The organism is Arthrobacter sp. 9AX (assembly GCF_902506095.1).
Classification (GTDB): Bacteria; Actinomycetota; Actinomycetes; order Actinomycetales; family Micrococcaceae; genus Arthrobacter.
Map to the genome: position 1 here is coordinate 530,401 of NZ_LR733293.1, position 15,678 is coordinate 546,078.

Here is a 15,678-nt window from a genome sequence, read left to right on the forward strand (position 1 = left end):
TAGCCCCAAAACAAGAAGGCATCAATGACCACTTTCACCGCTGAGAGCCCGCTGTACTTCGTGATGCGGCATGCCGAAGGCAACCGCATCCTGGCGGAGCATGTCCCCACACTGACCAACAGCCCCCTGCTGCACACCCTGTACTTCCACGAGGTGGGCATGATCCTGGGAACGGAGGAGGCACTGCAGGACAGCCCCGCCAAGGTGGCGGAGATCCTGCGGCTCATCGGCGAACTGGAGCCGGAGGATACCGCAGCTGAGCGCTCCGCCGCGGCCGCAGCCGATGTTCCCGCCCCGTCCGCCGGTTATGAGCCGGACACCGTGGCCCGCGCCAGTGCTGCCCTGGCACTGCCGGCGACGGCGGCGGCGCAGGAACGCTTCGAAGTCACGTTCGCCGGGCCTTCGCACGGCAACCCGTTCACCGACGTCGACCTCCGGGTGGAGTTCACCGCCCCGTCGGGCAAGGTGCTCAGCGTGCCCGGCTTCTACGATGGCGACGGCAGCTACAAGGCCAGGCTCCTGCTCCCGGAAGCAGGGGACTGGACCCTTGCCACGTCCAGCAACGCCCGGTCGCTGGACGGCGTCACGGGCTCGTTCCGTGCGGCGGAGGCTCCGGCCGGCTCCCGCGGCGTGGTCCGGGTAGCCAACACGTTCCATTTTGCGTACGACGACGGCACCCCCTACCTGCCCATCGGCACCACTGCCTACGCCTGGACGCACCAGGGCGACGCCCTGGAAAAGCAGACGCTGGACACCCTGGCCGCCGGCCCGTTCAACAAGATGCGCATGTGTGTCTTCCCCAAGTCCTACCTTTTCAATGAGAACGAACCGGACTTCTACCCCTTCGAGGGATCGCTGTCCGGGGGCTTCGATTACGAGCGGCCCAACCCGGCTTTCTACCGCCACCTTGAGCAGCGGATCAGCCAGCTGGACGAACTGGGCATCGAAGCCGACCTGATCCTGTTCCATGCCTACGACCGCTGGGGCTTCTCCACCATGACCCCCGGCCAGGACGACCGGTACCTCAAGTATGTGGTGGCGCGGCTGGCTTCTCACCGGAACATCTGGTGGTCCCTTGCCAACGAATACGATCTCCTGTTCCGCAAGACCACCGAGGACTGGGAACGCTTCGCCGGCATCGTCCAGGCCAACGACCCCAGCGGGCACCTGCTCTCCATCCACAACTGCCAGGCGTTCTACGATTACAGCCGTCCGTGGGTGACGCATAGCAGCATCCAGCGCCAGGACGTCCACAAAACCGCGGAGTTCACGGGGGAGTGGCGGGACCGCTGGCAGAAGCCCGTGGTCATCGATGAGTGTGCCTACGAAGGGAACATCGACCAGGGCTGGGGCAACATCACCGGTGAGGAGATGACCAGGCGGTTCTGGGAAGGAGCCATCCGGGGCGGTTACGTGGGCCATGGCGAAACGTACATGGATGCCGGCGACATCCTGTGGTGGGCCAAAGGCGGGGAGTTCCACGGCAGCAGTCCCGAGCGGATCGCCTTCCTGCGCCGCATCCAGGAAGAGACCCCCGGCGGTTTCCTGGAGCCGCTGCCCAGCGCCTGGGACGTTCCCACCGCCGGAATCCGGTACGAGTACGAACTGAGCTACTTCGGCTTCAACCAGCCCACGTACCGTAACTTTGTCATGCCGGCGGGCCGGAAGTACGAGGTGGACGTCATTGACACGTGGAACATGACGGTGGAAACCCTTCCCGGCACCATGGAGGGACGCTTCCGGGTGGAGCTGCCCGGCCGGCAGTTCATAGCGGTGAGGATCCGCGCCGTCGCCTGACTTCCCGGGCGACCCGCCGCGATCCCTTGGAAACCCAAAGTAATCAGCTTGCTTATTACTTTGGGTTTTCCTACGCTGGAAGCTGTCAGGCAAACATCTCTCGAAGCGGTAACCCGCGCCCCGAAGGGGACGCAGGAACCCGGTTCACGCGAGGAGGAAAAATGTCAGAACACAGCATCGAAGGCAAGAAGGTCGCATTCCTGCTGACCGACGGCGTGGAGCAGATCGAACTGACCAGCCCGTGGCAGGCAGTCAAGGAGGCCGGCGGCCAGCCCACGCTGGTGGCTCCGAAGAGCGGCCGGTTGCAGGGATTCGAGGGCACGGACAAAGGCGACACGTTCGACGTCGACCTGACAGTCGCCGAGGCCAGCGCCGACGATTTTGACGCCCTGGTACTTCCTGGCGGCGTCATAAACGCTGACCACCTCCGGGTGGACAAGGACGCCCAGGCCTTCACGCGAAGCTTCTTTGAACAGCACAAGCCGGTGGCCTCCATCTGCCACGGGCCCTGGCTGCTGATCGACGCAGGCGTGATCAGGGGCCGGAACGTGACCTCCTACCACACGCTCGAAACGGACCTGAAGAACGCCGGCGCCAACTGGACCGACGAGGAAGTGGTGGTGGACCAGGGCCTGGTCACCAGCCGCAACCCCGACGATCTCCCGGCGTTCAACAGCAAGCTCGTCGAGGAAATCTCGGAGGGCCAGCACGCAGGCCAGACAGCCTAAAACCCTCCAATGTTCCCTCAGGGTTAAGGAAAAAGTCCCGTGCGGAGGAATTACTCCAGCCGGTAGAGTGTTGGAGTCTGCAGCGACGCTGATCGCGCACCACTCAAACAACTCCCTGAGGGAACATCCATGTCTACCGAAGTCTCTCCAAACGCCGGCGGCCCGTCTGTCCAGGCCGTAGGAACCAAGCCCGCCGCTCCGGAGAAGATGTCCCGCGAATCGGTGACGGTCATCAGCACGCTGCTGGTGGCGACGTTTGTGGTGATCCTCAACGAGACCATCATGAATGTCGCCCTGCAGCGGTTGATGGTGGATCTCCAGGTCGACGCGCCTACAGTTCAATGGCTCTCCACCGGTTTTATGCTCACCATGGCAGTGGTCATCCCCACCACCGGCTTCATCCTGCAAACCCTGTCGACGCGGGCAGTGTTTATGCTTGCGATGGGCCTTTTCGCAGGCGGTACTGCACTTGCGGCTGTGGCTCCCGGCTTCGAGATCCTGCTGCTGGCCCGCATCGTCCAGGCAGGCGGCACCGCGATCATGCTGCCGCTGCTGATGACCACCATCCTCACCCTGGTTCCCCTGGCCAAACGCGGCGCCGTGATGGGTAACGTCAGCATCGCGATTTCCGTGGCACCGGCCATGGGCCCCACGGTTTCCGGGCTGATTCTCGAGCACTTCACGTGGCGCTTTATGTTCGTCTTCGTCCTTCCGGTTGCCCTGGCGGCCCTTGCCATCGGTGCCAAGTACCTGACCAACGTGGGTGTCACGGAGAAGGCCAAGCTGGACGCCCTCTCGGTGATCCTCACGGTGCCTGCCTTCGGCGGCCTGGTGTACGGACTCAGCCAGATCGGCGGCGGCCACGACGGCCAGGCAGGTCCGAGTGTGGCGGCTATCGCCGCACTGGTGATCGGCGTTGCCAGCCTTACGGTCTTTGTCCTCCGCCAGGTCCGCCTGCAGAAGTCCGACGCCCCGCTGCTGGATCTGCGCGCGTTCAAGTTCCGCATGTTCACCGTTTCGGTCCTGCTGATGGTGGTGGCCATGATGGCCCTGTTCGGCGGAGTCATCCTGCTGCCCCTGTACCTGCAGGAAGTCCGCGGACTCGGCTCCCTCGAGACCGGCCTCGCACTGCTGCCCGGCGGCCTGGCCATGGGCCTGCTCGGCCCGGTCATCGGCCGCCTGTTCGACAAGGTGGGGCCGCTGCCGCTCACCGTCACGGGTTCGGTCCTGATGGTGGTGACCCTCTGGCAGTTTTCCATGCTCGACGCCGGCACGCCCGTGGCGTGGATCGTCACCTTGCACGTGGGCCTGAGTTTCGGCTTGGCGCTGCTGTTCACGCCCGCCTTCACCACCGGCCTGAATCCGCTTCCGCCTCACCTGTACTCGCACGGCTCCGCGATCATGAGCACCACGCAGCAGGTCGCCGGGGCTGCCGGCACGGCCCTGCTGGTGTCCATCTTTGCCGTGGTGTCCGCAGCGTCGGGCCTCGTCGCGGGGATGAGCGCCGCCTTCCGGACGGCGACCGTCATTGCCTTCGCCGCCGTCGTGCTCTCCGCCATGATGCGTAAGACCGAAGGTGCCGGGCCGGGTCACGGCGCGGGGCACTAAGCTAAGCCGGCGCCTGCCTCCGCCAGCGAGCCAGCCGGATCCCGCGTGGGTGCGGCCGGCTCAGCCATATCTCAGCCGGCGTAGAAGTCCGCCAGCTCCTTGATCAGCTTGTCCGGGGCCTTGATGACGCCGTCGTGGCCGAAGCCGGGCAGGATGGTGTAGCTGGAGCCGGAGAGGACGTCGTGGATCTGGCCGCACGCCACCCCGAAGTATGCCGGGCTCTTCTCGCCCACCACGATCAGGGTTTCCAGGGGCAGTTCCAGGAACGGCTCGGCCGGCATGTCCGCGGCGATGATCGCCTTGATCTCGCGGACGCCGGTGCGCATCAGCTCGCGCTGCTGCTTGCCCTCAGTGGTGCCGGCCGTCAGCTTGTTGGCCAGGGTCAGCATGGAGAGCGGCATCCGGGATGAGAAGGCGCCACCCGCTTCGAGGCCGCGCTGCAGGACCGCGAGGGCGCGGTCGTCATCCCCGGCCGCGACGGCGCGCTCGTATTCGGCGGTCCAGTCCGCCTTGACGCTGTGGTTCACGGAGACGGCGGGGTCATACACGGCGAGACGCTCCACCGGCAGCGTCCGGGCCGCATGCAGGGCCACGGCGCCGCCGAAGCTGTGCCCGAACACGTCGGTGCTGGAGGTGTGTTTCATCACGGTATCGAGGTCGCGGATGTCCACGTCCAGGGTGTAATCCTCCGGCTGCGGGGACGACGAACCGCGGCCGCGGCGGTTGAACGTGTGGACCGGGCGGCCCAGCGCAGCGCTGAGCTTCTGCGCGAACTTGGTGTAATCGGCAGCCGTCACCATGGACGGCGGAACAACCACCACGCCTGAACCGGCGGATGCCAGTTCCGCACCGGTGGAAAAGAGCTCCAGAGTGCCGCCGTCGGGGGTCCTGATGTTCTCACGCGTCATGTTCCGAGCCTAGCCGAGCATCCTGAGCGAGGGCACCATGGACACCGCCGGGCCGCGCGGTCCGCTAGCCGAGGCGCTCGATGAGCGCCGCGCTCTGCTCCCGGATCGCCGGCAACTCGGCACCAAGCCCGCACAGGATGAGCCCGGCGTCCGCCGCCTGCGGGGGAGAATCGGAAGTCGCCATGCCATCCGCCCGGAGGTTGATCAGGGATTCAACCAGGCGGAAGGCGAGATCGCCGGCGCTGGACCCCGGGAGGGCCGGATCGCCGGCGGGGGCGAGGGCGCCGCCGAGTTCGCCGTACAGGTTCCGCAGTTCCCGGCGGCCGGCCAGGAACCGTTCGAAGCGTCCGCTCCGGGCCTCGGGCAAGTGGTACAGGACGCCGAGGTTCCACCGGGCGTTGCACAGAAGCGTTCCGTCATAAAGCGCGACGGCGTGAAGGCGGCTTCCAGCGGACGCTTCAGCCTGGGGCAGGGCTGCCACCGCCCTGGCGAACGCCAGCCCGCCGGAAACAGTGCCGCCCAGGAGATCCTCGAGGATGTCGTCCTTGGTTTTGAAGTGGTGATACAGCGAAGACTGCCTGATGCCTACGGCATCGGCGATGGAGCGGGTGGAGGTGTTTGCGAAACCCATCGTGGTGAACAGTTCAGCGGCTGCATCCAGGATCTCCTCCCGGGCCGTGGCTCCTGGCCTGGAGGGTTGTTGGCTGCGGGGGCGTCCTGGTCCGGCTGAAGTCACGGCATCATTCTTGCACCCCGTGGAGGGCCGCGCGGGCGGCCAAGGGGAACCGTCCGGGCGCCGCAAGGAAAGGTGAGGAGATGGAAATACCCCTGAAACAAGATGTCAATGCGCCTTTTACAGAGGTGAAACTCGTTGGGGACATCGTGCTGGAAAACTATCAAGTGACCGGTATTCCGCAGCTTTCGGCCGAGTGCTGCATTCCCGCCGGCACCCTCGCCGTTCCAGCCCCCGGAGAATCCGATGACCTCAACCGTTCTTCCCACCGTCCACGCGGACGATGCAGATCTGACGTCCCTTGGCTACGAGCCCACCCTCCACCGGAAACTCGGCCGCTACGCTTCCTTCGCCGCCGGCTTTTCCTTCGTTTCCATCCTCACCACCATCTTCCAGTTGTTCGCCTTCGGCTACTCGTTCGCGGGTCCCGCCTTCTTCTGGACCTGGCCGGTTGTCCTAGTGGGCCAGCTGCTTGTTGCACTGAACTTCGCTGAGCTCGCCGCCCGCTACCCGTTGTCCGGTGCCGTGTACCAGTGGGCACGGCGCGTTGGGGGAGAGGGCGTGGGCTGGTTCGCCGGCTGGTTCATGGCCATCGCCCAGGTGGTCACTGCTGCTGCCGCCGCCATCGCCCTGCAGGTGGTGCTGCCCCAGCTCTGGGACGGTTTCCAGCTGGTGGGCGGCGATCCGGCGCTGAACACCGTGACGGGCGCGGCCAACGCGGTCATCCTGGGTGCGGTGCTCCTGGTGGCCACCACCGTCATCAATTCCATGGGTGTCAAGCTGATGGCCCATGTGAACTCGGTGGGCGTGACCTGCGAGATCGTGGGCGTAGTTGCCGTCATCCTGGCCCTCCTCAGCGCCGCCCAGCGGGGGCCTGAGGTTGTTGCGGACACCACCGCTCTGCAGGGCTCGGACCTCGGCGCAGTGGGAGCCTTCCTGGTCTCAGGCCTCATGGCCGCGTACGTCATGGTGGGCTTCAACTCGGCCGGTGAGCTCTCGGAAGAAACCAAGGACCCGCGCCGCACCGCTCCCCGCACCATCCTCTCCGCCCTGCTCATCTCCGGACTCGGCGGTGCGCTGATGATCATTACCGCCTTGATGGCTGCGCCGAGCCTCGACGACGGCCGGCTCGCCACAGAGGGCCTGCCCTACGTCCTCACTGCCGTCCTGGGCACCTTCTGGGGCAAGGTTCTCTTGGTGGACGTGGCCATCGCCATCTTCGTCTGCACGCTGGCCATCCAGACGGCGGGTTCACGCCTGGTGTTCTCCATGGCCCGCGACGGAAATCTTCCCGCCTCCGCCCTGCTTTCCTCCGTCCACCCCACCCGCGGAACGCCCATGTGGCCCTCGATCGTCATCGGCGCCCTGGCTGTGGGCGTCCTGGCCATCAACGTCGGCAACGCGGCCTTGTTCACTACCCTGTGCAGCGTCTGCATTGTGATGGTCTACCTCGCCTACCTGATGGTCACCGTGCCGCAGCTCCTCAACAGGCTGCGCGGCGACTGGAACCGCGTGGGACAGACCATGCCTAAAGGCCTCTTCTCGCTGGGGCGCTGGGGACTGCCCGTCAATATCCTCGCCGTCCTCTACGGATGCGTGATGGTGGTCAACCTCGCCTGGCCGCGGCCCGAGGTTTATGACCCCTCCGGCGAGAACCCGGTGCTGCTCTACTCCGCGCCGCTCATGGTGGCAGTGGTCCTGCTGCTCGGAATCTGGGTCCGCCGCAGGAACCTGGCCAAGGCCTAAGCCACAAACTCCTCCAAGACCATTGCGCCGCCAAGCGGGCGTCTACACACCACAGGATCGAAATGACACAAGTAACTGACAGTCCAGCAGGAACCGCCACCACTGCCGGCGCCCGTGCCCACGCACGTGAACAGCACGGCCGGATGGCGGACACCATGCGGTACGTACCGGCCGCCTCGGCTCCGGCACGCCTTCTGGCCGGACTGCCCGACGGCGCGTCCCCCACCTGGGCAGAGTCGCTTGCCTTTGGCCGCTACACCACTATGGCCCTGGCCCGCGGCACCAGGATCCGGCTTACCGACACCTTCGGTGACGCCTGCGTGCACGCGCTCCTTTACCGTGCCGGGGCCCTGCACGAGCGGCTCAACATGGCGGACACCGTCAAGGTCCCTTGGCAGGCCTACCCCTCCACCGGGCATCCGCTGCTGTCCGACGCCGGCCGGTTGATGGCCACCCTCGTCGCGGATACGTCCTCCCGCCACGACGCACTCACTGGCGCCACCACCCTGGCGGGCAACACCGCCAAGTACGGAGCCGGAACCGCGCACAGCGCATCCCCGGCCGCCCGCGAACTGCTCACCCTCGGCGCACTCAAGAGCGGACTGGGCCCGCGTGATGTGGGCCCGTCCCTGTCCCTCTTCAAGGGCAGCACCGTGGACCCGGCCGGAAACATCACTTTCACCGGGACCGCCGGGCCGGGTGCCGCCGTCGAACTCCTCCTTCACATGGACGCAGTGCTGGTCCTTGCCAACACCGCCCACCCGCTGGACCCCCGCCCGGACTTCACCGGAACCGCCGTCGACATTGTTGCCTGGCACGCCCCGCAGGACCTGACGGCACTGGAAACGGGCAGCCTCACCGGCCCCCTGATCCCCGAACACCTGCAGGCCCTTCGCAACACCGAACACGACCTCACCGCAAGGAATGCCCGATGAACACCGCCACCTACACCCGGTCCGCAGCGGCCGCCCGCGATACTGCACTCGTTCCCGGCGATGTGATCCTCGACGAATTCGTTGAGGCACGCGGCCCCTGGTCCGCGGTCGTAAAAGCAGGTGACGTGCTGACCATCGTGGACCTCGAAGGCAACCAGGCTGTGGACTGCCTGCTGTACGGCGCCGGCGACACGGCTGTCCGCTACTCCGCCGCTGCCACTATCGCCGCGCAGCAGTCGATCGTCCTGACCACCGGCTCGGTCCTGCGGGCGGAAACCGGCGCGCCCTTGATGACCGTCGTGGCGGACGAGGTGGGGGTGCATGACACCATCGGCGGCGCCTGCTCGCAGGAATCCAACACCCTCCGCTACGGCCAGCACACCAGGGAACAGCACGCCTGCGTGGAGAACTTCCTGATCGAGGGCTCCCGCTGGGGCCTCGGCAAGCGGGACCTCGTGTCCAACATCAACTGGTTCATGAACGTCCCGGTAGACCCGGACGGCGCCCTGGGCATCGTCGACGGCCTCTCCGCCCCCGGCAAGCGCGTGGCCCTGAAGGCCGAGGTGGACACGCTGGTGCTGGTCTCCAACTGCCCTCAGGTCAACAACCCCTGCAACGGCTTCAACCCCACCCCTGTCCGTATGATCGTCACCCGGCCGGAGGCTGCAAAGTGAGCACTTTTGACACCCTCCTGATCGCCAACCGCGGCGAGATCGCCTGCCGCATCATCGAATCCGCCAAAAAGCTGGGCCTGCGCACCGTTGCCGTGTTCTCCGAAGCCGACCGGGGCGCCAAGCACGTCCGGCTGGCGGATGAGGCGGTCCTGCTGGGTCCCGCGCCGGCCAAGGAGTCCTACCTCCGCGTGGATGCGCTGCTGGAGGCTGCCAGGTCAACGGGAGCCGGCGCCATCCACCCCGGCTACGGCTTCCTCTCCGAGGACGCCGCGTTTGCCGAGGCCGTGGAAGCAGCCGGGCTGGTTTTTGTGGGACCCACCCCCGAGCAGCTTCGCATTTTCGGCACCAAGCACACAGCGCGCGACGCCGCACGGGCAGCCGGGGTGCCGATGATCGCCGGTTCCGGGCTGCTTGAGGACGTGGACGCCGCCGTCGCGGCCTCCGCGGCGATTGGGTTCCCGCTGATGCTCAAAGCCACCGGTGGTGGCGGCGGAATCGGCATGACGGTTTGCCGCAACGAGGCTGAACTCGCCGAAAGCTTCCCCCGTGTGGCCCGGCTGGCAGGTGCCAGTTTCGGTACGGCGGGCGTGTTCGCCGAACGGTATGTGGAGAACGCCCGCCACATCGAAGTCCAGGTCTTCGGCGACGGCGCAGGCCGGGTTGTCAGCCTTGGCGACAGGGACTGCTCCCTCCAGCGCCGCCACCAGAAAGTCCTCGAAGAGGCCCCCGCCCCGGACCTGCCCGACGAGCTGCGCGAGGAACTCCACCGCAGCTCCCGCGCCCTCTGCGCCTCCCTCAACTACCGCTCCGCCGGCACGGTGGAGTTCGTCTACGACTCCACCCGGCGTGAGGCTTCCTTCCTCGAAGTCAACGCCCGGCTCCAGGTGGAGCACCCCGTCACCGAGGCCGTCACCGGTGTGGACCTGGTGGAATGGATGCTCCGGCTGGCCCAGGGTGGCGGCGAAGGCCAGGCAGTCCTGACCGGCGTGCCGGACAGCCTGCCGGTGACCGGGCACGCCGTGGAAGCACGCGTCTACGCCGAGGACCCGGCCCGCGGCTTCCAGCCCAGCGCGGGCACCGTGACCAATGCCGCCTACCCGCCGGCGTCAGAGGCCAGGGTGGACGCGTGGGCGGAAACCGGGACCGAAGTGTCCACCAACTACGATCCGCTCCTGGGCAAGATCATCACCTCCGGCCGCGACCGCGCCGACGCGTTTGACCGGCTGGCCGCCGCGCTCGCCGGCACCCTGATCGATGGCATCGAAACCAATCTGGGGATGCTCCGCGCCGCCACCGTGCTGGATGTGGTCCGCCGGGTCCAGCACTCCACCAGCACCCTGGACAATGTGGGGGATCCGGAGCCGCGCATCACCGTGGACCGCCCCGGCCTGCAAACCAGCGTGCAGGACTGGCCCGGCCGGACCGGGCTGTGGCAGATCGGTGTCCCGCCGAGCGGACCCATGGACGATCTGTCCTTCCGGCTGGGAAACACAGCACTCGGCAACCCCGAAGGTGCTCCCGGCCTGGAATTCACCATGACGGGGCCCAGCCTGACGTTTACGCACGCCACCACCGTCTGTGTCACGGGCGCGGAAGTCAGCGTGACAGTTGACGGGATGGAAGTTCCTGCCTGGACCCCTGTCGCGGTTCCCGCGGGCGGAACGCTCGACGTCGGCACTGCCGCCGGCAAGGGCCTGCGCGGCTACATCCTGTTCCAGGGCGGCCTGGACATACCGCAGTACCTGGGCAGCGCCTCCACCTTCACGCTGGGCCAGTTCGGCGGCCACGCCGGACGCGTGCTGCGCGCCGGCGACGTGCTCCGGGCAGTTGCCCCCGCCGAAGGCGAAGTAGCGACGGCGGCAGCACCCGTGGCAGCAGTTCCGCTGGACAGCCGCCCGGCCCTGGCCTCGACCTGGGAACTGACGGTAACGGAAGGCCCGCACGGTGCCCCGGAATTCTTCCAGCGCGAAGACATCGAAGAGCTGTACGGCGCCGAGTACGAGGTCCACTTCAACTCCGCCCGCACCGGGGTCCGTCTGATCGGCCCCAAGCCGCGCTGGGCACGGACCGACGGCGGGGAGGCGGGCCTGCACCCCTCCAACATCCACGACACCGCCTACTCCGTGGGTGCCCTGGACTTCACCGGCGATACCCCCATCCTGCTGGGCCCGGACGGACCCAGCCTGGGCGGGTTTGTCTGCCCCGTCACCGTGGTGACGGCGGACCGCTGGAAGCTTGGCCAGCTCCGGCCGGGCGACAAGGTCCGCTTCGTTCCGGTCAAAGCCAGCCATGCGCCGTCGGCCAAGGACCTGGGACCCGGCCGCCAGCTGATTCTTCCGGGCGACGACGCGTGGTCAGGGGCCGGTTCCTCCGCCACGGCCCCGGCATCAGTGCCGGCGCTGCGCACCGCCCGCGGGGATGGCGACGACGGCGTGCTGGGCCGGGTGCCTGAAAGCGACGGACGGCCGGCGGTCACCTACCGCCGTTCCGGTGACGACAACCTGCTGGTGGAATACGGCGAGATGGTGCTGGACCTTGGCCTTCGGGCCAGGGTGCACGCCCTGCACCAGCACCTCGAACAGCTCCGGATGCCCGGCATCGTGGACCTCACCCCGGGCATCCGTTCGCTGCAGATCAAGGTGGACCCCTCGGTCCTGTCCACCACGCGGCTGCTGGGACTCGTCCGGGAGATCGAGGCAGCGCTGCCTGCGAGTTCTGAACTGGTGGTTCCCAGCCGGACCGTCCGGCTGCCGCTGTCCTGGGATGATCCCGCCACCCGCGAGGCGATCGAACGGTACATGGCGGGGGTCCGGGATGACGCCCCGTGGTGCCCTTGGAACATCGAGTTCATCCGGCGGATCAACGGCTTGGATTCGGTCAGCGAGGTATTCGACACCGTCTTCAACGCCGAGTACCTGGTCCTGGGCCTGGGTGACGTCTACCTCGGGGCGCCGGTGGCCACTCCGCTGGATCCGCGCCACCGCCTGGTCACCACCAAGTACAACCCGGCCCGCACCTGGACGCCGGAGAATGCGGTGGGCATCGGCGGCGCGTACATGTGCATCTACGGCATGGAAGGCCCCGGCGGCTACCAGTTCGTGGGCCGCACCACCCAGGTGTGGTCGCGCTACGCGGATTCCGCGCCGTTCGAGCCGGGCTCTCCTTGGCTGCTGCGCTTCTTCGACCGGATCTCCTGGTATCCCGTCAGCCCTGAGGAACTCCTGGACCTCCGCGCCGATATGGCCGCAGGAAGGGGCCGCGGGGTGGACATCGAGGACGGCACTTTCTCGCTGGCTGAGCACGAGGTGTTCCTTGAGGAGAACCGCGAGTCCATCGCGGCGTTCCGGGAAAAGCAGGGCGCGGCATTCGCCATTGAGCGGCAGGCATGGGCCGATGCCGGCGAGTTCGACCGTGCCGACGCGCTGGCTGCCGTTGTGGTTCCGACGGCAGCCGAGGTGGAGGTTCCGGACGGCGGTTCCCTCGTCTGCGCCCCCTTCGCCGCGAGTGTCTGGAAGGTGGATGTGGCCGAAGGCGAGCGGGTCGCCAAGGGCCAGCCGCTGGTATCCCTCGAAGCGATGAAGATGGAAACCGTGCTGGAAGCGCCGTGCGACGGCGTGGTGCTGCGGGTCCTGCCGGTCGCCGGATCACAGGTCGTCGCGGGTGAAGCCGTGGTGGTCCTCGGTGCGGATGTGGACCTCGAACTGGTATCCGGAGCTCCTGAACTGGAAGAGGCAGCAGTATGAGCACAATGAAAACCGGCCCGGCCACCGCTCGGGCCCAAGCAGCCCTCGCCGCCTTGGAAACCATTGACCGCCCGGAAATCTGGATCACCCTCCGCGGGGCTGATGACCTGCTGGCCGAAGCGGCTGCCATTGATGCGGCCGCCGCGGGCGGGGCCACCCTGCCGCTGGCAGGGCTGCTGCTCGCCGTCAAGAACAACGTTGACGTGGCGGGAATCCCCACCACAGCTGCCTGCCCTGGCTTTGCCTTCGTCCCGGACAAGGACGCCGAAGCGGTGGCCCGGCTCCGTGCCGCCGGGGCGCTGGTCCTGGGTGCCGCCAACCTGGACCAGTTCGCCACCGGCCTGGTGGGCACCCGCAGCCCGCACGGTGCCGTCCGGGACTCCCGCCGTCCGGACTTCATTTCCGGCGGCTCCAGCTCCGGCTCCGCGGTCGCCGTGGCGCTGGGCCTGGTGGACATCGCCATTGGGACCGACACCGCCGGTTCGGGCCGCATCCCGGCCGGGCTGCAGGGCGTCGTGGGCATCAAGCCGACCCTGGATGTTGTGTCCACGGCAGGCGTGGTGCCGGCGTGCAGGTCCTGGGACGCCGTCACCATCTTCGCCCGCCATCTTGCCACTGCTGAACTAGCCATGGGAGTGATGGCGGGCGGATCACGTGCCTGGCCTGCGGGCATCCGGCTGGCGGCGCCGGAAAAGCCGCGTGTGGCGTACCCGGCAACCCTGCCGGCGCTCCCGAAAACCTGGGCCGCAGAATTCCACCGCAACGTTGACCGGCTGAAGGCGTTGGGCATGGAAGCGGAGGCCATCGAATTCGATGCCTTCCTGGACGCTGCCAGGTTGCTCTACGACGGCGGACTGGTGGCGGAGCGGTACGCCGCCGTCGGCAGCTTCCTTGCGAAGCACGATGGCGTGACGGACGGCCAGGACGGCCTCGACCCCACCGTTGAACGCATCATCCGGGCGGCCGGTACTGTGCCTGCGTACCGGTATGTGGCGGACACGGCACGGCTCGAGGTGCTGAAACGCCAGGCGATGGCGGAGCTGGAAGGATATGACGCCCTGCTGATCCCCACCGCGCCGTTCCACCCCACCCTTGCCGAGGTGGCTGCGGACCCTGTGGGGGTGAACTCCCTGATGGGCACGTATACAAACTTTTGCAACCTGTTCGACCTGTGCGCTGTGGCGGTGCCTGCCGGCGAGGTGGACGGGGCCCAGTTCGGGCTGACCGTGGTGGGCCGGACGTTCGACGACGCCGTGGCGGCGGACATCGCCCGCCGCCTGGAGGTAACGCCCGACGCTCCCGCCCTCTTCGCCGGGGGCGCGGCACCGGCGGCCGGGCGCACTGGTGGCCACCCGGCGTCGTCCATTCCCTGGCCCGTTGCCGCGGGCGCAACCGCTGTACCGCTCGTAGTGGTGGGCGCGCACCGGAGGGGCCAGCCGTTGGCGCCGCAGCTTGAGGAACTCGGGGCTTTCTGGGACGGGCCCGCGCGCACCTCAGCCCGCTACCGGATGGTGTCCCTGGACACGGTGCCGCCTAAACCGGGGGTGTACCGCTCGGACCACGACGGCGCGGAGCTGGTGGGGGAACGGTGGCTGGTGTCCGAAGCAGGGCTGGGGAAGTTCCTGGCCGCGCTGCCCGAACCCATGCTGCTCGGATCCATCGAACTGGCCGATGGCTCCAGGGCCGTAGGGTTCGCCTGCGACGCCGTGGCCGCCGCGGGCGGGGAGGACATCACGCGCTACGGTGACTGGCTGGCGGCCAAGGACCACCTGCACCGGCCCAGGAGCCTGTGGCAAAACCTGGGCGAAGCCGCCCTGGCAGGCTTCAGCAGGGGAGAGCGCACCTGACCGCCCCTCCCCTGGGAGTTTTTGTCCAGATATGCAGGCTTCGAGGCCTTTTATCCCTGCATATCTGGACAAAAACTCGGGGGGCGGGAAGTCGGTGCGGCCTCAGCCCTTGAAGTACTCGGAAATGTCCGTGACCAGTTCGCCCACGGCGGCAGGGATGGAGCCGTGGAAGCACTTGGGGGAGAGCTCGTAGGTGCTGCCGGGGACAGCGGCGTGCAAGCGTTCGGCTGTTGCTTTGTAGTAGCCGGGGCTCTTGCCGCCGGCCATGAAATGTGTGTTGGCCGGGAGCACGCTGAAGTCCCTTGCATGGTCCGCCTCGTTGTAAGCGGCCCGCAGCTCGCCCACGCCGCTGGGCATTACCTCCTGGAACATCCTGTTCATCTTGGTGCGGGACAGCACTGCCATCAGCCCGGCGAGGACGGGTTCAGGGATTCTGGCCATGGCGGATCCGGGTTTCGTGGCCTTCTTCATGTGCGCCAGGGCGTGGCCCACCTTGCCCCTGTCAACGGCGTCCTCGAATCCGTCCAGCCAGCCGGTGTCAATGCTGCCGTCGATGTTCACGGCGGCGTCGTACACGGCCAGCTTGTCCGGTACGTACGGGGTTCCGGTGAACTCCTGCACCGCGTTCAGGGCCACCGATCCGCCCAGGCTGTGGCCCAGGATGTTCCGGGCTCCGGTGGCGTCCATGACCGTGCGCACATCCTCTATCTCGGTGGCCATGGAGTAGTCCGCAGGTTGTCCGGAGGAGCTGCCGCGGCCGCGACGGTCGTAAACGTCCACGGCCCAGCCCTCGCCCAGGCCCTTCGCCAGCGCAATCGAAAACGGCCGGTAGATCAGGGCGGTCAGGAAGGCGCCGCCGATCAGCACCACGCGGCGTTCGCCCGGCGCGCCTTGGGTGCCGTAACTGTACAAAGCCAGCCGGCCGCCGTCGTGCGTTGAGAGTACCTGTTCCTTCACCA

At 67.3% G+C, this 15,678-nt stretch carries 11 protein-coding genes; 8 read left to right on the top strand and 3 right to left on the bottom strand.

The window, feature by feature from the left end; genetic code table 11:
- Nucleotides 1-24 precede the first annotated feature (24 nt).
- The 3 genes from BACI348_RS02440 (at nucleotide 25) to BACI348_RS02450 (ending at nucleotide 4,133) form a co-directional block, all read left to right on the top strand.
- Nucleotides 25-1,797, top strand: coding sequence for a DUF5605 domain-containing protein (locus BACI348_RS02440; protein WP_236557380.1), 1,773 nt, complete (start codon nucleotides 25-27; stop codon nucleotides 1,795-1,797).
- Nucleotides 1,798-1,958: 161 nt separating this feature from the next.
- Nucleotides 1,959-2,525 (top strand): type 1 glutamine amidotransferase domain-containing protein, encoded by a 567-nt coding sequence (locus BACI348_RS02445; protein WP_159823791.1) that lies wholly within the window; start codon nucleotides 1,959-1,961, stop codon nucleotides 2,523-2,525.
- A gap of 129 nt (nucleotides 2,526-2,654) precedes the next feature.
- Nucleotides 2,655-4,133 (top strand): DHA2 family efflux MFS transporter permease subunit, encoded by a 1,479-nt coding sequence (locus BACI348_RS02450; protein ID WP_159823792.1) that lies wholly within the window; start codon nucleotides 2,655-2,657, stop codon nucleotides 4,131-4,133.
- A 71-nt stretch (nucleotides 4,134-4,204) separates the two neighbouring features.
- Here BACI348_RS02450 and BACI348_RS02455 read toward each other — a convergent pair whose 3' ends face one another.
- The gene (locus BACI348_RS02455) at nucleotides 4,205-5,041 is read right to left on the bottom strand and encodes an alpha/beta fold hydrolase (protein WP_159823793.1); all 837 of its coding nucleotides are present in this window, start codon (nucleotides 5,039-5,041) and stop codon (nucleotides 4,205-4,207) included.
- Nucleotides 5,042-5,105: 64 nt separating this feature from the next.
- The gene (locus BACI348_RS02460) at nucleotides 5,106-5,777 is read right to left on the bottom strand and encodes a TetR/AcrR family transcriptional regulator (RefSeq protein WP_159823794.1); all 672 of its coding nucleotides are present in this window, start codon (nucleotides 5,775-5,777) and stop codon (nucleotides 5,106-5,108) included.
- Between the two features lie 243 nt (nucleotides 5,778-6,020).
- Here BACI348_RS02460 and BACI348_RS02465 point away from each other — a divergent pair, with 243 nt between their 5' ends.
- The 5 genes from BACI348_RS02465 to atzF all read left to right on the top strand — a co-directional run bounded on the left by BACI348_RS02465 (nucleotide 6,021) and on the right by atzF (nucleotide 14,719).
- Nucleotides 6,021-7,520, top strand: coding sequence for an amino acid permease (locus tag BACI348_RS02465; protein ID WP_159823795.1), 1,500 nt, complete (start codon nucleotides 6,021-6,023; stop codon nucleotides 7,518-7,520).
- Between the two features lie 62 nt (nucleotides 7,521-7,582).
- Entirely contained in the window at nucleotides 7,583-8,455 is an 873-nt protein-coding gene (locus BACI348_RS02470) for an urea amidolyase associated protein UAAP1 (protein ID WP_159823796.1), read from the top strand.
- The gene (locus BACI348_RS02475) at nucleotides 8,452-9,129 is read left to right on the top strand and encodes an urea amidolyase associated protein UAAP2 (RefSeq protein ID WP_159823797.1); all 678 of its coding nucleotides are present in this window, start codon (nucleotides 8,452-8,454) and stop codon (nucleotides 9,127-9,129) included. The genes BACI348_RS02470 and BACI348_RS02475 overlap by 4 nt, the downstream gene beginning before the upstream one ends.
- On the top strand, nucleotides 9,126-12,872 hold the full coding sequence (uca, locus tag BACI348_RS02480; protein WP_159823798.1) for an urea carboxylase: 3,747 nt from the start codon (nucleotides 9,126-9,128) through the stop codon (nucleotides 12,870-12,872). Before BACI348_RS02475 ends, uca begins: the two co-directional genes overlap by 4 nt.
- Entirely contained in the window at nucleotides 12,869-14,719 is a 1,851-nt protein-coding gene (atzF, locus tag BACI348_RS02485; protein ID WP_236557382.1) for an allophanate hydrolase, read from the top strand. The genes uca and atzF overlap by 4 nt, the downstream gene beginning before the upstream one ends.
- 102 nt (nucleotides 14,720-14,821) lie before the next feature.
- Here the strand turns inward: atzF and BACI348_RS02490 are convergent, their stop codons facing one another.
- On the bottom strand, nucleotides 14,822-15,676 hold the full coding sequence (locus tag BACI348_RS02490) for an alpha/beta fold hydrolase (RefSeq protein WP_159823799.1): 855 nt from the start codon (nucleotides 15,674-15,676) through the stop codon (nucleotides 14,822-14,824).
- Nucleotides 15,677-15,678 lie beyond the last annotated feature (2 nt).